Source organism: Dietzia sp. IN118 (assembly GCF_032905965.1).
Lineage (GTDB): Bacteria > Actinomycetota > Actinomycetes > Mycobacteriales > Mycobacteriaceae > Dietzia > Dietzia kunjamensis.
In genome coordinates, this window is sequence record NZ_JAUMSR010000001.1 from 2,110,326 (window position 1) to 2,126,568 (window position 16,243).

The 16,243-nt window shown below is 71.1% G+C and carries 16 protein-coding genes; 8 read left to right on the forward strand and 8 right to left on the reverse strand.

The annotated features are described in order from the left end of the window. Positions 1-28: 28 nt before the first annotated feature. From lipB to Q2K20_RS10165, 3 genes are all read left to right on the forward strand, one after another. Entirely contained in the window at positions 29-706 is a 678-nt protein-coding gene (gene lipB / locus Q2K20_RS10155; RefSeq protein WP_159148446.1) for a lipoyl(octanoyl) transferase LipB, read from the forward strand. 21 nt (positions 707-727) lie between these two features. Continuing rightward, positions 728-1,744 (forward strand): lipoyl synthase, encoded by a 1,017-nt coding sequence (gene lipA / locus Q2K20_RS10160; RefSeq protein ID WP_096905676.1) that lies wholly within the window; start codon positions 728-730, stop codon positions 1,742-1,744. Positions 1,745-1,829: 85 nt separating this feature from the next. Then, the gene (locus Q2K20_RS10165) at positions 1,830-2,585 is read left to right on the forward strand and encodes a DUF4191 domain-containing protein (RefSeq protein WP_159148444.1); all 756 of its coding nucleotides are present in this window, start codon (positions 1,830-1,832) and stop codon (positions 2,583-2,585) included. Between the two features lie 91 nt (positions 2,586-2,676). Here Q2K20_RS10165 and Q2K20_RS10170 read toward each other — a convergent pair whose 3' ends face one another. Next, the gene (locus tag Q2K20_RS10170; protein ID WP_069389424.1) at positions 2,677-3,162 is read right to left on the reverse strand and encodes an RDD family protein; all 486 of its coding nucleotides are present in this window, start codon (positions 3,160-3,162) and stop codon (positions 2,677-2,679) included. Between the two features lie 219 nt (positions 3,163-3,381). Here Q2K20_RS10170 and glnA (Q2K20_RS10175) point away from each other — a divergent pair, with 219 nt between their 5' ends. Further along, the gene (gene glnA, locus Q2K20_RS10175; protein WP_067714185.1) at positions 3,382-4,815 is read left to right on the forward strand and encodes a type I glutamate--ammonia ligase; all 1,434 of its coding nucleotides are present in this window, start codon (positions 3,382-3,384) and stop codon (positions 4,813-4,815) included. A gap of 117 nt (positions 4,816-4,932) precedes the next feature. Here glnA (Q2K20_RS10175) and Q2K20_RS10180 read toward each other — a convergent pair whose 3' ends face one another. Beyond that, the gene (locus tag Q2K20_RS10180; protein WP_159148443.1) at positions 4,933-5,337 is read right to left on the reverse strand and encodes a hypothetical protein; all 405 of its coding nucleotides are present in this window, start codon (positions 5,335-5,337) and stop codon (positions 4,933-4,935) included. 189 nt (positions 5,338-5,526) lie between these two features. On the opposite strand from Q2K20_RS10180, the gene Q2K20_RS10185 reads away from it, so the two are divergent. Further along, the gene (locus tag Q2K20_RS10185; RefSeq protein WP_067714187.1) at positions 5,527-5,943 is read left to right on the forward strand and encodes a hypothetical protein; all 417 of its coding nucleotides are present in this window, start codon (positions 5,527-5,529) and stop codon (positions 5,941-5,943) included. 45 nt (positions 5,944-5,988) lie between these two features. Then, positions 5,989-6,798 (forward strand): DUF1206 domain-containing protein, encoded by an 810-nt coding sequence (locus tag Q2K20_RS10190; protein WP_269504606.1) that lies wholly within the window; start codon positions 5,989-5,991, stop codon positions 6,796-6,798. Between the two features lie 81 nt (positions 6,799-6,879). Here Q2K20_RS10190 and Q2K20_RS10195 read toward each other — a convergent pair whose 3' ends face one another. From Q2K20_RS10195 to glnA (Q2K20_RS10215), 5 genes are all read right to left on the reverse strand, one after another. Continuing rightward, the gene (locus Q2K20_RS10195) at positions 6,880-7,428 is read right to left on the reverse strand and encodes a DUF732 domain-containing protein (protein WP_269504604.1); all 549 of its coding nucleotides are present in this window, start codon (positions 7,426-7,428) and stop codon (positions 6,880-6,882) included. A 15-nt stretch (positions 7,429-7,443) separates the two neighbouring features. Beyond that, positions 7,444-8,409, reverse strand: coding sequence for an endonuclease/exonuclease/phosphatase family protein (locus Q2K20_RS10200; RefSeq protein ID WP_154830951.1), 966 nt, complete (start codon positions 8,407-8,409; stop codon positions 7,444-7,446). Then, positions 8,406-8,777: a hypothetical protein gene (locus Q2K20_RS10205; RefSeq protein WP_269504602.1), complete on the reverse strand. Its 372-nt coding sequence runs from the start codon at positions 8,775-8,777 to the stop codon at positions 8,406-8,408. The genes Q2K20_RS10200 and Q2K20_RS10205 overlap by 4 nt, the downstream gene beginning before the upstream one ends. Positions 8,778-8,859: 82 nt before the next feature. Then, positions 8,860-11,949 carry a bifunctional [glutamine synthetase] adenylyltransferase/[glutamine synthetase]-adenylyl-L-tyrosine phosphorylase gene (locus Q2K20_RS10210; RefSeq protein ID WP_269504637.1) on the reverse strand — a complete coding sequence of 1,030 codons (3,090 nt, stop codon included), beginning with the start codon at positions 11,947-11,949 and terminating at the stop codon, positions 8,860-8,862. Between the two features lie 11 nt (positions 11,950-11,960). Next, positions 11,961-13,301, reverse strand: coding sequence for a type I glutamate--ammonia ligase (glnA, locus tag Q2K20_RS10215; protein ID WP_067714196.1), 1,341 nt, complete (start codon positions 13,299-13,301; stop codon positions 11,961-11,963). 198 nt (positions 13,302-13,499) lie between these two features. Between glnA (Q2K20_RS10215) and panB the strand changes: the two genes are divergently transcribed. Both panB and pip read left to right on the forward strand, forming a co-directional pair. Then, on the forward strand, positions 13,500-14,378 hold the full coding sequence (gene panB, locus Q2K20_RS10220; RefSeq protein WP_159148780.1) for a 3-methyl-2-oxobutanoate hydroxymethyltransferase: 879 nt from the start codon (positions 13,500-13,502) through the stop codon (positions 14,376-14,378). A 2-nt stretch (positions 14,379-14,380) separates the two neighbouring features. Next, the gene (gene pip / locus Q2K20_RS10225) at positions 14,381-15,394 is read left to right on the forward strand and encodes a prolyl aminopeptidase (protein WP_390890273.1); all 1,014 of its coding nucleotides are present in this window, start codon (positions 14,381-14,383) and stop codon (positions 15,392-15,394) included. 27 nt (positions 15,395-15,421) lie between these two features. On the opposite strand, the gene Q2K20_RS10230 is transcribed toward pip, so the two are convergent. Then, positions 15,422-16,240 (reverse strand): SDR family NAD(P)-dependent oxidoreductase, encoded by an 819-nt coding sequence (locus Q2K20_RS10230; RefSeq protein ID WP_159148781.1) that lies wholly within the window; start codon positions 16,238-16,240, stop codon positions 15,422-15,424. Positions 16,241-16,243: the final 3 nt, after the last annotated feature.

A 16,243-nucleotide genomic window follows, 5' to 3' on the forward strand; every position in this document is an offset into this window, starting at 1 on the left:
GTCACACCCCTCGGCCTACCCTGGGGACATGTCGCACACCGGTCAGTCCCTCCGCCGTGACCCGGCGCCCCCGGAGATCCGTCGGCTCGGCACCGTCGAGTACAGCCCCACCTGGGAGCTCCAACGTGCCCTCGCCGAGGAGCGCGCCGACGGGCAGCGGGGCGACACGATCCTCCTCCTGGAGCACCCCGCCACCTACACCGCCGGCAAGCGCACCGAGCCGTCCGACCGTCCCACCGACGGGACCCCGGTCGTCGACGTGGACCGCGGCGGCCGGATCACCTGGCACGGACCCGGCCAACTGGTGGGGTACCCGATCGTCGCGCTGACCGACCCCATCGACGTGGTCGAGTACGTCCGTCGTGTCGAGCAGGCCCTCATCACCACCTGCGCGCGACTCGGCGTGGAAGCCGGGCGCGTCGACGGGCGCTCCGGGGTGTGGTGTGCGGCCTCGGACGGCAGGCCCGAGCGCAAGATCGCGGCCATCGGGATCCGTGTCCAGCGGGGCGTGACGATGCACGGGTTCTCCCTCAACTGCGACTGCGATCTGACCGCGTTCTCGCGGATCGTCCCCTGCGGGATCGTCGACGCCGGGGTCACCTCGCTCAGCGCCGAACTCGGTCGCGTGGTGCCGGTGTCGGAGGTTCTGGACCAGGTCACCTCCGACATGGTGGAGGCGCTGGACGGCCGACTGCCCGTGGCGTGATTCGCGCGTAGGCTTGCGGCCGTGACTGTGACTCCTGAAGGCCGCAAGCTCCTCCGTATCGAGGCCCGCAACGCCGAGACGCCGATCGAGCGCAAGCCGTCGTGGATCCGTACGAGGGCCACCATGGGTCCCGAGTACAAGGAACTCAAGACGCTGGTCAAGACCGGCGGCCTGCACACGGTGTGCGAGGAGGCCGGCTGCCCCAACATCTACGAGTGTTGGGAGGACCGGGAGGCCACGTTCCTCATCGGCGGCGAGCAGTGCACCCGCCGCTGCGACTTCTGCCAGATCGACACCGGCAAACCCAGCGCCCTCGATCGTGACGAGCCGCGGCGCGTGGCCGAGTCCGTGCGCGAGATGGGTCTGCGCTACTCCACCATCACGGGCGTCGCGCGCGACGACCTGGAGGACGGCGGGGCCTGGCTCTACGCGGAGACCGTCCGCAAGATCCACGAGCTCAACCCCAACACGGGGGTCGAGAACCTCATCCCCGATTTCAACGGGGACCCGGACCAGCTGGCCGAGGTGTTCGAGTCGCGTCCCGAGGTGCTGGCGCACAACCTCGAGACCGTGCCGCGGATCTTCAAGCGGATCCGCCCGGCGTTCCGGTTCGACCGCTCCCTCGACGTGATCCGCGCCGCGCGCGACTTCGGCCTCGTCACCAAGTCCAACCTCATCCTGGGGATGGGCGAAACCACCGACGAGATCGTCGACGCGATGCGCGACCTGCACTCCGCCGGCTGCGACATCCTCACCATCACGCAGTACCTCCGGCCCAGCCCGCTGCACCACCCGATCGACCGCTGGGTCAAGCCCGAGGAGTTCGTCGAGCTGTCCGATCAGGCCCGTGAGATCGGTTTCGCCGGCGTCATGGCCGGACCGCTCGTCCGCTCGTCGTACCGAGCCGGCCGCCTCTACGTCCAGGCGCTGGAGCACCGCGGGCAGGCGGTTCCGGAGCACCTGCAGCAGCTGACGACAGGGGGTTCGGCGTCCCAGGAGGCGTCGAGCGTCCTGGACCGCGAGCGCGCCCGCGTCTGACCCGCCCACAGTCGGCCGGGGCGGGTCACCCCTCGGGTCAGCCGCGGTTCCCGGACCGCGGTGGCGGGCACGTATCCTGATGACCATGGCGAAGAGCGAGCTCACCAAGGCGGACAAGAAGGCGGCCCGGGCCGTCCGGCGGCAGGCGGGCAAGGAACAACGCGGCCAGATGTGGCAGGCGCTGAAGATCCAGTCCAAGCAGGACAAGCTCCTGTGGCCGCTGATGATCGGCGCGGTCGTCCTGTCGACGGTCGTGTTCTTCCTCCTCGGCATGCTGTGGGGCGGCGAGTGGTGGATGCTCCCCCTCGGTGTGCTCACCGGCCTCATGCTCGCGATGGTGATCTTCTCGCGCCGCGTGCAGAACACGGTGTACGGCAAGGCCGAGGGGCAGCCGGGCGCGGCCGCGTGGGCCCTGGACCAGTTGCGCTCCGGGTGGCGGGTCAACCAGGCCGTCGCCGCCACGACGAGTTTCGACGCGGTCCACCGCGTGGTCGGCCGGTGCGGGATCGTGATCGTGGGCGAGGGCGAGCCGCGCCGGCTCAAGCCGCTCATGGCACAGGAGAAGAAGAAGGTCGCCCGGGTCGTCGGCGACACCCCGATCTACGAGTTGATCGTCGGCGAGGAGCAGGACGCGACCCCCGAGCAGGTGCCACTGCGCAAGCTGAACCGCCGGCTCACCCGATACCCGATGAACATCAGCCGGGCGAAGGTCGACGCCCTCGACACCCGGCTCCGCGCGCTGAGCACCAAGACCGGCATTCAGAACCAGATGCCCAAGGGCCCGGTCCCCCAGGGCGCGAAGGTGCGCAACATCCAGCGCAGCGCCCGCCGCCGCGGCTGAGCCGTCCGCCGTCAGGCTGTCGCAGCCACCGGGCTCACGACGCCCGCCGCCCGTCCCGGGCGGCGGGCGTCGTCTCGTCAGCGGGTACGGATCAACGGGTACGGATCAGAGTGGTGCCGGTGGCGCGGTCGTGCATGCCGCGTCCGTCCTCGTCCTGGATGAGCGGGGGCAGCAGGAAGAAGATGAACACCACGCGCACCAGCGCACGGACGAAACCCACCCGCTCCTCGGCGTCGACCCGTGCCGTGCCGATGCCGACCAGCGCCTGCCCCGGCGTCTGGGCGAACAGCCACACGCAGACCACGCCGCTCACGCCCCACAGCAGTGGCACGGCCCAGCTGGAGACGGCGGAGAACGAGTCGCCCCCCAGCGTCTCCGGGCCGAGCAGCATCACGATGACGGCGACCAGCCCGTAGGCGAGGAACCAGTCCACCGCCAGCGCGCCGACACGAACGCCCAACGGGGCGATCGAGCCCGCGCCGGACGCCGGGAGACCGAGATTCTCACCCTTGTACTTCTGCTCCGGCCCACTGCCGGAGGTGGGGCCGGACAACCATGATCCCGCAACGTCACGCATACTGCCCAGGGTAGCCGGGCGACCTGCCGATCCCCATGTCGGCGATACCCCGCTTCGGGTGACTAAACTGACCCTATTGGGAGGGACCCACCCGGCCGGTGACGTAACACCAGCGAAACATTCGCTTGACGGCCGGGCAACACCTCGCCCATATCGTGAGGTCACCGCACGACGGGAGACACCGGTTTCCCGTCGCACTTCAGAGACGAGGAGCGAATCGTGGCATTCTCCACGCCGGACGAGGTCATCAAGTACGTCAAGGACGAGGGCGTCGAGTACGTCGACATCCGGTTCACCGACCTGCCGGGTAACGAGCAGCACTTCACGATCGCCGCAGCGGCGTTCGACGAGGACATGTTCGAGGACGGCCTGGCCTTCGACGGCTCCTCCATCCGGGGGTTCCAGTCGATCCACGAGTCCGACATGATGCTCCTGCCGGATGTCGCGACGGCCCGTCTCGACCCCTTCCGCAGGGCCAAGACGCTCAACATCAGCTGCTTCGTCCACGACCCCTTCACCCGTGAGGCCTACAGCCGCGACCCGCGCAACGTCGCCCGCAAGGCCGAGGAGTACCTGCTCTCCACCGGCATCGCCGACACGTGCTTCTTCGGGGCCGAGGCCGAGTTCTTCGTCTTCGACTCCGTCCGCTACGGCTCCGGCACGAACCACGGCTTCTATGAGGTCGACTCCAGCGCCGGCCACTGGAACACCGGTGCCTCCCAGGAGGCCGACGGTTCGGCCAACCTCGGCTACAAGGTCCGCGAGAAGGGCGGGTACTTCCCGGTCGCCCCGTACGACCACTTCGTCGACCTGCGCGACGAGATGTCGACCAATCTCACCAACGCCGGTTTCGAGCTCGAGCGTCTGCACCACGAGGTGGCCGGCGCCCAGCAGGAGATCAACTACAAGTTCAACACCCTGCTGCACGCCGCGGACGACGTCCAGCTGTTCAAGTACATCGTCAAGAACACCGCCTGGAAGAACGGCAAGTCGGCCACGTTCATGCCCAAGCCCCTCTTCGGCGACAACGGCTCGGGCATGCACGCCCACCAGTCGCTGTGGAAGGACGGCAAGCCGCTGTTCCACGACGAGTCCGGCTACGCGGGGCTGTCCGACATCGCCCGCTACTACATCGGCGGCATCCTGCACCACGCGCCGTCGCTGCTGGCGTTCACCAACCCCACGATCAACTCGTACCACCGGCTCGTCCCGGGCTACGAGGCCCCGATCAACCTTGTGTACTCGCAGCGCAACCGCTCGGCGTGTGTCCGGATCCCGATCACCGGCAACAACCCCAAGGCCAAGCGCATCGAGTTCCGCTGCCCCGACTCGTCCGGTAACCCGTACTTCGCGTTCGCCGCGATGATGATGGCCGGCATCGACGGTGTGAAGAACAAGATCGAGCCGATGGCCCCGGTCGACAAGGACCTCTACGAGCTCCCGCCGGAGGAGGCCGCCGACATCCCGCAGGCGCCCACCTCGCTGCCCGCCGTCATCGACCGTCTCGAGCAGGACCACGAGTACCTCACCGAGGGTGGCGTGTTCACCGAGGACCTCATCGAGAACTGGATCTCGTACAAGCGCGAGAAGGAGATCGCCCCGGTGAACCTCCGTCCGCACCCGCACGAGTTCGAGCTCTACTACGACTGCTGACCCTCATGCCCGCCCTGACCTGCCCCCGCGCAGGCCGGGGCGGGCATCGACTTCGGTAGTAGTGCCGGGCGCCGCCCGCGCGGTCATCACCTCGATGGCCGGGCGGGCGGCGCCTTTCTAGCTACTCGCGTGGCCGAAGGTCCACGCATCCACCGACGAGATCCGGACGCGCATGACCGGGATCGGAGCCTTCTCTCCCCTCTGCCAGGCGTCCGTGACGTGGATGAACGAGGCCACCCTGTCCTCCCCGTCCAGAGCCTCCTCGTACTTGGTGATGCCGATCTGCCGGAATGCACTGGCCTGGGCATCAGCCACCTGCTCGGACTTCTCATCACCCGTCAGCGCGTCGAAGGTGGCCGCCTGGATCCGCATGAACTCACCCTCGGTGGTGAGGTTCCCTTCCCAGATGTTCCCGTTGATCACCAGGGTGATCGGGAAGTTCACGGGAGCCTGCTCGATGCCCTCTGCCATCTGGCGGAGCAGGTAGTCGAGGTCGGTTGCGCCTTCATTGCCGGTAGTCACAGCTCGAGTGTATCGGCGCCGGGCGGGCACACCGCCGGGACGCGGTCGTCCCGCACACCCCGCTACAGCTGCTGAGCCCCTCCGGAGCGCAAAAACCCTGAACCGCCCGGCCGTCCCGGCCGGTACGCCTACGGTGGTGGCAGGTAAGCAGCCACTGCCGGGCAGGACGCCGGGAAGGAGCCGGACCACATGGACACCGACGAGTTCGACTTCCGGAGTTCCTCGCCCCGGGCCCGGCCGCTCAAGGTCGTCGCCGCAGCACTGGATCCCGGACACGACCCCGAGACTGACCGGCAGGGACAGGGGCAGGGCTATCCGGTCCTGCTCAAACTGTCGAGGGTGCTGGCCCCCGAGGAGGCGCGCCTGATCCTCGAGCGCAACCCCTTCCTCCACGCCGTGGCCGGTTCCCGGAAGCTCATCGCCATGGACACCTCGGTGGAGACGCTCCGTGAGCAGAAGGACCGACTCCAGCTCCTGCTCGCCGAGGTCGAGGCCGACGCCCTCGCCGAACAGGCGCGGATGCGGATGGAGGAGCACCGCGCGGCCGAACTGCGGCTGGCGGAACTGCGCCGTCGCAACGAGGTCCTCGGCGAGATCGAGTGGTGACAGGGTTCGAGTGGTGAATCCGCGGCGACGTGGGAGAGTTCACCCATGAACTCCCCGATACGTTCTGCCACCGTGTCCGGCGCCGCGCGCTCCGCCGCCGACCATCCCGCGCTCGAGTGGCTGGCCCGCGCCGGATACGTCATGAACGGCGTGCTCCATCTGCTCATCGGCTGGATCGCCGTCCGGATCGCACTCGGGTCGGGCGGCGGCGAGGCGTCCAACTCGGGTGCGCTGGCGGAGATCGCGAGCGCACCGGGCGGTCAGGTCATGCTATGGGTCGGCGCCGTGGGCTTCCTCGCGCTGGGTCTGTGGCAGATCACCGAGCTGTTCCTCGGGTCCGAGGAGACCTCTGACCGGATCAAGGCCGCGGCCAAGGCGGCCGTGTACGTGGTCCTGGGACTGACCACCGCGCGGTTCGCCTCCGGGGGCGGGGGGTCCGATTCCGCGACCGCCTCCGGAGCCACGGCCGGGCTGCTCGGCTCCGGGGTGGGGAAGATGGCCCTGATCGTCGCCGGGCTCGCCATCCTCGCGGTGGGCGGCTATCACGTCTACAAGGGGGCCACCACGAAGTTCGTCGAGGACCTCGAACGCACCGGGTCCGGGGAGGTCGGCCGGGCCATGATCATCACGGGCCGGGTGGGGTATGTCGCCAAGGGCATCGCCTTGGCGATCCTCGGGGGCCTGGTGATCGCGGCCGTCGTGACCGCGGATCCGGAGAAGGCCGGCGGGCTGGACGCCGCCCTGCGGGCGGTCGGCGAGCAACCTTTCGGTCAGGTACTGCTGGTGCTCACCGGCGCGGGGATCGCCCTGTACGGCCTCTACTCGATCGGGCGGGCCCGGTACGGCCGGATGTGACCCGGCCGCGCGGGGCGTGACACGGCAAAGCACTCCCCCGCCGAGCACTCCCCCGCCGGGCGTGACCCGGCCGGGCGTGCCTCAGCCGAGCTTGGGGAAGTTCTCCGGGCAGTAGGTCCCCACCGCGGCGCCGAGGAAGAAGCCCTGGCCGTCCGCGTCGAGGCGGGCCCGCTCACCCAGCCATCCGGAGACCTCGTCCATCTGCTGCCCGCCGTCGAACCGGCCGCAGGCCTCGGTGGCCGTGGCGACCGGGTCCACGCCCTCGGGCAGGACGACACCCCGCCGCTCGAGCAGGGCGACGAAGTCCCCCGCACCCGGAGCCGGCGGCGCGGGCTCCGCGGGCGCGGGTTCCGGCTCGGGTCCGGGCGCGTCCTCGGGCGGAGGCAGTGGTTCGGGCTCCCCCGGCATCGGTTCGGGCGCCGGCGACTGCGGCGGAGGGGGCGGGACGGGACCGGTGGGCTTCTCCGGCCGCTCCTCGGCGAACGGCGACGACGAGGCGGCCGACGCGGCCGGGTCCGAGGACACCTCCGGGGCCTGACCGTCCACCGTCGCCCCGCCGCACCCCGCGAGGAGGGCCACCGCCGCGGCCGAGGTGACGCCGCTGACGATCAGGCGGATGCGTGAACTCATGGTGCGCATGCTAGGTCACCGAGCCCGCGGCGCGGGCAGAAGCACCGTCGCGACCACGCCGCGATGGTCCGTCCTGGCCACCTCCACGGTGTCCGTGTCCCCCACCGCGACCGCCCCGCGGGCCAGCACGTGGTCGATCCCGATGAGCGGCGGGATCCGTCGACCCGCCGGCCAGGTGGGTACCCAGCCGTCACTCCCGCCGGAGACCGAGTCGGTGTACCCGAGGCCCCGCAGGTCACGGAACCGCACGTGATCCCAGGTGGCGTTGAAATCCCCGCCCACCACCACCGGCGCGGGCCCGGGAAGGCTGCCGAGGTACCAGCGCAGGCGATCGGCCTCCTCCACGGCGGCGGGGGCGTCGAACACCGGGGCCACCGGGTGCGCGGCCACCACCGTCACCGGGCCGCCCGGCCCCGCCATCTCGGTGCGTACCAGCCCGAGGCTGAAGCCCGGGACCCGCTCGGGCGGGGAGAGCGGGAACCGCGACCACACCGCGACCCCCTGCGTCGTGGGAGCGGTCGAGGCGGCCTCGTGCGGCAGCAGCCCCGTGAGACCCGCCGTGCGCAGCGCGTCCGCCGCCTCCGGGGTCGTCTCCACGGTCATGAGCAGATCGACCCCGCCGGTGCGGACGGCCCGGACCACGTCGTGTGGGGCGGCTCGGCCGAACTCGAGGTTCTGCACCATCACCCGCATCGGGATGCCCTCGTCGTCGTTGATCTGGCGTGGCGGTGCCACGAGGGGCCCGTACTGGACCACCCCGGCACCCACCAACACGACGGCGATGATCCCGAGCAGCACCGACCGCGCACGCAGTGCCGCGATCAGGGCCACCAGGGAGAACGCCCAGGCGGCGACCGCGAAGCTCGCCAGCACCGGCACGGCCGGGATCTCCGAGCGGGAGTGGTGTAGCGCCACACCCGCGCCGGCGACGAGCGCGGCGAGGACGGCGACAGCCCGGGCGACCGGGCGGCGAGGGCTCAACGCAGGAACTTGCGCAGGTCCCCCAGCGCGGCGATCACGCGGTCCAGGTCGTCGCCGTTACGCACCATCGAGCGCACCGTCTCGGCGACCGACGCCACGGTCGGTGAGGACGACGACGCAGCCCCGGGCGCGGCGGGACCTTCCACCGGCTGGCCCACCAGCGCGCCGGAGGCCGCACGGGCCGATCCTGCCCGGCGGCGGTCCGGGCCGAGGTCCACCTCGAAGCGGTCGCCCTTGTCGTCGGAACCGAGGCAGCGGACCCGCTCGTCGGCCGGCACCCCGGCGGCGCGGACGGCGTCGACGAACTCGTACAGCTCGCCGTAGGTCACGCCGTCGAGGGTGAGGATGAGGTTCATGGTCACAGGCATGGACCCAGGTTATCGGCGTGGGAGCACCTGCCGCATCAGGGACGACCCTGGTCCCGGACCCGGCTCACCCCCGGGGCCGGCGTCAGTCCTCGCCCCAGAACACGTGGTCGACCGCCTTGCGACCGAGACGGGTCACGCGCAGGTACTCGTTGAGGAACCCCGCGCCGTCGGCGGAACCGGTGCAGATCATCGCCACCGCCGCCAGGATCGAGCCCTGACCCGGCAGTTGGTCGACCGCCTTGCCGCGCGCCAGGACCAACGCGTTGCGGGCGTGGGCGGCCATGAGCCACGAGTCGACCAGTGCGTCGCGCTCGGACTCCGGCAGCAACTCGGCCGAGGCGGCGGCGTCGAGTGCCTCGAGTGTGGACGTCGTGTGCAGCCCGGGCACCCTGGCGGCGTGCTGCATCGTCAACAACTGGGCGCTCCACTCCACGTCGGCCAGGCCACCGCGGCCGAGTTTGGTGTGGGTGGCCGGATCCGCGCCACGCGGCAGGCGCTCCGAGTCGATCCGCGCCTTCATCCGGCGGATCTGCTGCACGACCTTCGGGGGCACGCCCTGCTCCGGGTAACGGAACTCGTCGATCATGTGGAGGAAATCCAGCCCGAGCTCGCGGTCCCCGGCGGCGAACGAGGCCCGCAGCAGCGCCTGCAACTCCCACGTCTCGGCCCACTTGGCGTAGTAGGCACGGTAGGAGGCCAGGGTGCGCACGAGTGGGCCGTTCCGGCCCTCCGGGCGTAGGTCGGCGTCCAGGTCCAGCGGGGGATCCGACGACGGCGAGGCCAGCAGCTTGCCCACCCGCTCGGCCACCTGCGTGGCCCACCGGACCGCCTCGTCCTCCTTGGCGCCCTCGACCGGGTCGCACACGATCATCACGTCCGCGTCGCTGCTGTAGGACAGCTCGTCCCCGCCGAGCCGCCCCATCCCGATGTACGCGAGGCGGGCCGGCTGCACACCGCCCTCGGGCATCATGTCGCGGACCACGGCGGCCAGGGACGCCTCGAGCACCGCCCGCCACACGGCCGACAGTCGCCGCCCGACGTCGGGTACCGAGATCATCTGCAGGACGTCAGCGGCCCCGATCCGGGCCAGCTCCGCGCGGCGAAGCGACCGCGCCGTGGCGATGACCCGCTCGGGAGTGGGGTGCCGGGCGGCGGAGGCGGTGAGCGCGGAGGCGATGTCGGAGACCTTGGAGGCCACGAGCACCGGGCCCTGCGCGCCGTCGGTGAGGTCGGGGATCACCTCGGGGTTGCGCATGAGCAGGCCCGCGACGAACGCCGAGGTCCCCAGCACCCGTACGAGGCGGCGGGCCACGATGCTGTCGTCCCGCAGGGTGCGCAGGAACCAGGTGATCTCCTCGTTCTCCTCGCACAGTCGCCGGTAGGCCAGCAGTCCCGCGTCCGGGTCCGCGGTGTCCGCGAGCCACTCCATGAACGTGGGCAGCAGCAGCGCCTGGATACGGCCGCGGCGACTGCTCTGTCCCGCCAACGCCCGCAGGTGACCCAAGGCATTGCGGGGCGCCGCGAAGCCGAGTGCGGCCAGCTGACGCTCCATCGCCTCCGAGCTGAGCGAGAGGGCCTCGGCGTCGTACGAGGCGATCGAGTCCAGTAGCGGTCGGTAGAACAGCTTGGAGTGCAGGCGGCGGACGCGGCGGCGCAGCTCGCGCAGACTCTGCCGCAGCACCTGCGCGGCGTCGTTCGGCCCGTCCGGCCGGATGTGCGCCGCGCGGGCCAACCAGCGGTAGGCCTCCTCGTCGTCGTCCTCCGGCAGCAGGTGGGTGCGCTTGTAACGCTGCAGTTGCAGGCGGTGCTCGAGCAGGCGGAGAAACTCGTAGGCGGCGAGTAGTTCCGCGCCGTCCTCGCGGGCGATGTACCCGCCGTCGCGCAGCGCGCCGAGCGCCTCGACGGTGCTGGTGACGCGAAGGTCCTCGTCGGTGCGGCCGTGGACCATCTGCAGCAACTGCACGGCGAACTCGACGTCGCGCAGGCCCCCGCGCCCAAGCTTGAGTTCACGCTCGCGCAGCGCCTCGGGAACGTTCTCCTCCACGCGTCGACGCATGGCCTGCACGTCGTGCACGAAGTCGTCCCGCTCGGCGGCGGTCCACACCATCGGGTGGACGGTGTCGTGGTACTCCACCGCCAGGGCCAGGTCGCCGGTCATGGGGCGCGCCTTGAGCTGGGCCTGGAACTCCCACGTCTTGGCCCACCGCTTGTAGTAAGCCGTATGGGACTCGAGGGTGCGCACCAGTTCGCCCGACTTGCCCTCCGGGCGCAGCGCCGCGTCGACCTCGAAGAAGGCCATGGACCCGATGCGCATCAGCTCCCCCGCCACGCGGCCGGTCCTGGCGTCGGCCGGCTCGGCCACGAAGATGACGTCGACGTCCGAGATGTAGTTGAGCTCGCGCGCCCCGCCCTTGCCCATGGCCACCACGCCCAGCCGGGCGGGCATCGGCGAGTCCGGGTAGACGGTGGCCACCGCGACCGCGAGAGCGGCCGTCAATGCCGCGTCCGCGAGGTCGGACAGGCGCCGGCCCACCTCTGTGAACGGCAGGACGGGCTCGTCGTCCTCGACCGACCCGGCCACGTCGTGCGCGGCGAGCAGCGCCACGTGGTCGCGGTAGGTCGAGCGCAGCACGCTGACGGCGGCGCCGCCGGTGACCCCGGCGCGATACGTACCGACGCTGCGCAGGTCCTCTCCCTGGGACGGCGACGGCGCGCCCTCCACGGCCTGTTCGGGCACGGCCTCGACCGCTCCCAGCATGTCGGCCAGGACGTCCTCGAACGCGGGCAGCCCCCCGCGCAGCAGCGCCCACCGGGTGGGTTCGGCGACGAGGTGGTCCCCCAGCGCGCTCGAGGATCCGAGCAGCCCCAGCAGCCGCGCCCGGAGCCGCGAGTCGGATCGCAGCGCGTCGTCCAGCGCCGCGACGTCGGCACCGGCGCGGGCGCGGGCAGAGCCACTCTCATCGTGGGACCCGGCGGCGAGTGATTCGTGGAGCCGCACCAGGGCTCCCAGAGCGAGGTCGGGGTCCGGAGCCCGGGACAGCGACCACAGCACCGGGACCGCGTCGTCGTCGGTCCACCCCAGGTAGTCGAGCCAGTCCGCGGCCCGGTCGTCGAGCAGCCCGAGGCGGCCCGGGCTCGGTAACCGAGGGCGCGAGGAGTCCCTGCTCACGATGCCGCCCCCGGTCACAAGTTGAGGTAGTGCCGCAGCTCGTACGGGGTCACGTCGTTGCGGTACTCGCGCCACTCGCGCCGCTTGTTGCGCAGGAAGAACTCGAACACGTGCTCGCCCAGCGCCTCGGCGACGAGCTCGGACTCCTCCATGGCGTCCAGCGCCTGCTCGAGGCTGCCCGGGAGGTCGGTGTATCCCATCGCCCGCCGCTCGCGCCGGCTCATGGTCCACACGTCGTCCTCGGACTCCGGCGGCAGCTCGTACCCCTCCTGGACGCCCTTGATCCCGGCGGCGAACATCACCGCGTAGGCCAGGTACGGGTTGCAGGCCGAGTCCGGGCTACGCACCTCGATGCGGCGCGAGGACGCCTTGTTGGGCGTGTACATGGGCACACGGACGAGCGCCGACCGGTTGGCCCGGCCCCAGGTGGCCGCGGTGGGGGCCTCGCCTCCGCCGATGAGTCGCTTGTAGGAGTTGACCCACTGGTTGGTCACCGCCGAGAACTCGGGCGCGTGGGTGAGGATGCCCGCCACGAACGACTTCGCGGTATCGGACAGCTGGTACTCGTCGTCCGGGTCGTGGAACGCGTTGGCGTCGCCCTCGAACAGGCTCATGTGGGTGTGCATGGCCGAGCCCGGGTGGTCACGCAGGGGCTTGGGCATGAACGACGCCCACACCCCGTTGTTCATGGCCACCTCCTTGACCACGTAGCGGAACGTCATGATGTTGTCCGCCATGCTCAGGGCGTCGGCGTAGCGGAGGTCGATCTCCTGCTGGCCCGGCGCGCCCTCGTGGTGGGAGAACTCCACCGAGATGCCCATCGCCTCGAGCGCCTCGATCGCGTGGCGCCGGAAGTGCGGGGCGGAGTCGTGCACGGCCTGGTCGAAGTAGCCGCCGTTGTCGGTGGGCACCGGCTCCGCGCCGTCCGTGTCCAGGTCCTTGAACAGGAAGAACTCGATCTCGGGGTGCACGTAGCACGAGAACCCGAGGTCGGCGGCCTTGCTGAGCTGACGCCGCAGGACGTGCCGGGGGTCGGCCCAGCTGGGGCTGCCGTCCGGGTTGAAGATGTCGCAGAAGATGCGCGCGGAGTGCTGTTTGCCGTCGGCGTGGGCCCACGGGAGCACCTGGAAGGTCGACGGGTCGGGCTTGGCGACGGTGTCCGCCTCCGAGACCCGGGAGAAGCCCTCGATGGCGGAGCCGTCGAAGCCGATCCCCTCCCCGAAGGCGCCCTCGAGTTCGGCCGGCGCCACGGCGACCGACTTGAGGGTGCCGAGGACGTCGGTGAACCAGAGCCGGACGAACCGGATGTCGCGCTCTTCCAAGGTCCTGAGAACGTACTCCTGCTGGCGGTTCATGCGCTCCAACCTAGTGCCTGTCGTGTTACGAGCGTGTGACATCCGCCCGCCGCGACGCCCACCGGCCCCCTCCGGGCCCGTCGTGGCAGACTCGTCCGCGACAGCGAACGGATCCCGCCGCGCACGTCACCGCCCCCTGTCCACCCGGGTACCGGCGCCCAGCCGGCCTCGAGGTCACCGAAGGAAGGCCCCACTCCCATGAGCGACACCCCCGACTCCCCGGTCTACGGCGCCGTCGGCGCACCGGACCAGACGCCGAAGGGCGACGGGCCGCAGGGCCTGACCCGGGTCACCCGTCTGCACCACCTCGCCGAGCTCAAGGCCACCGGCGAGCCGTGGCCGATGCTCACCGCCTACGACTTCGTCTCCGCGCGGCTGTTCCAGGAGGCCGGGATCCCGGTGCTGCTCGTCGGCGACTCGGCCGCCAACGTGGTCTACGGCTACGACACGACGGTCCCGGTGACCGAGGACGAGATGATCCCGCTGGTGCGGGCCGTCACCCGCGGCGCCCCGAAGGCGCTGGTCGTAGCGGATCTGGTGTTCGGCAGCTACGAGGCCTCGCCGACGCAGGCCGTGGCCGCGGCCACCCGCATGATGAAGGAGGGCGGTGCCCAGGCCGTCAAGCTCGAGGGCGGCGTGCGGATGGTCCCGCAGATCAAGGCGATCGTCGACGCCGGGATCCCCGTGATGGCCCACATCGGCTTCACGCCGCAGTCGGTCAACGGGCTGGGCGGGTTCCGGGTCCAGGGACGCGGCGACGCGGCGGATCAGCTGCGCGCCGACGCGCGTGCCGTCCAGGAGGCCGGGGCGTTCTCCGTGGTGATGGAGATGGTGCCCGCCGACCTGGCCCGGGAGGTGACCGCAGAACTGGAGATCTCCACCGTGGGCATCGGGGCCGGCAACGGGTGCGACGCCCAGGTGCTGGTCTGGCAGGACATGGCCGGGCACAGCACGGGCCGCACCGCGAAGTTCGTCAAGCGGTACGCCGAGCTGGCCGACACGCTGCGTGACGCCGCCCGCGAGTACGGAACCGAGGTCCGCTCGCGGGCCTTCCCCGGCGCCGAGCACTCCTTCTGACCGTGGTGGCACCGACGACCGACAGCGGACACGGGGCCGCCCGACGTGCCCCGTACCCGGCGATCGAGCCCTACGACAGCGGGATGCTCGACGTGGGCGACGGGCAGCACGTGTACTGGGAGTGCTCCGGAAACCCGCACGGCGCCCCCGTCCTGTTCGTCCACGGCGGACCCGGTGGCGGGACGACGCCCGAGCACCGACGCATGTTCGACCCGGCCGCCTACCGGATCATCCTGATCGACCAGCGGGGGTGCGGGCGGAGCACCCCGCACGTCGCCGACGGCGCGGAGTTGACGGTCAACACCACCTGGCACCTGGTCGACGATCTCGAGCGACTGCGGGAGCACCTCGGGGTCGAGGAGTGGCTGGTCTTCGGCGGCTCGTGGGGCTCCACCCTGGCGTTGGCGTACGCCCAGGAGCATCCCTCCAGGGTCCGCGGACTGATCCTGCGCGGCGTCTTCCTGTGCCGCCCGAGCGAGATCGACTGGTTCTACCGCGGTGGGGCCGCGCACCTGTTCCCGGACGTGTGGGAGGGCTACCTCGCGCCGTTGCTCGCCGCGGACGGCCCCGACGCCGTCCATCAGCCGGGTTACGACCACGTCGCGGCCTACCACCGGCTCCTGCACTGCGGGGATCCGCAGGTCGAACTCGAGGCGGCCCGCGCGTGGACCACGTGGGAGACGTCCACCTCGACCCTGCTCCCCCGACCCGCCGGCACCGGCGGTGACCCGGACCGCTTCGCCCTGGCCTTCGCCCGGATCGAGAACCACTACTTCGTCCACGACGCGTTCCTGCGGGGCCGGGCGATCCTGGACCGGATGGACCGGATCGCCCACCTGCCCGCCGTGATTGTCCACGGCCGCTACGACGTGGTGTGCCCGGTCGCAGGCGCGTGGGAGCTGCACGCGGCGTGGCCGGGTTCGGAGCTGCACATCGTCCCCGACGCGGGGCACGCGATGGCCGAACCCGGCACGACGCACCACCTGCTGGAGGCCACGGACCGCTTCCGTCCCTGAGGAGCCCGGGCCGGGCGCGCCCCCGTCTCAGACCACCCCGAAGCGGCGCGACATCGCGACCGTGCCCTTCTGGTAGCCGGTCGGGAACAGCCGGACCAGGGCGTCGAGCAGGTGGGCGTCGACCCCCACCAGCACGCGCGCCCTACGTCGCTCGACGCCGTCGAGGATCACCCGCGCGGCGGTCGACGCCTCGGTGCGCGCGAACTTCGCGTCGAAGATCGTGGCGAAGTTCGCGCTGTCCAGCCCCTCGGCCGCGCCGGCGCTCCGGGCGACGGCGGTCTTGATCCCGCCCGGGTGGACGCAGGTGACGTCGACGGGGTGCCCGGCCGCCATCATCTCCATCCGCAGGGACTCGGTGAACTGCTGCACCGCCGCCTTGGCCGCGTTGTAGGCGTTCTGGGTGGGCACGGACAGGAACGCGAAGATGCTGGAGATGTTGACCAGGTGGCCGTCGCCGGAGGCGATGAGGTGCGGGAGGAACTCCTTGGTGCCGTGCACGACGCCCCAGTAGTCGACGTCCATCACGCGGGCGATGTCCTTGTAGCCGGACTGCTCGACCGCCCCGGTGAACGCGATGCCGGCGTTGTTGACGACCAGGTGGACCACACCGAAGTGCTCGGCGACCGCCCCCGCGTACTCAGCGACCATCGCCTGTTCTGTGACGTCGAGACGCTGCGAGTGCACGTCGGTGGCGCCGTCACCGCGCGCGAGTTCGACGGTCCGGGCCAGTCCGTCTGCGTCGATGTCGCTCAGTGCCAACCGGGCGCCGCGCCGCGCGGCCTCGCGCGCCAGTTCGCGCCCGATCCCCGAGCCGGCGCCGGTGACGACGACGACCTTGCCGTCCATCCG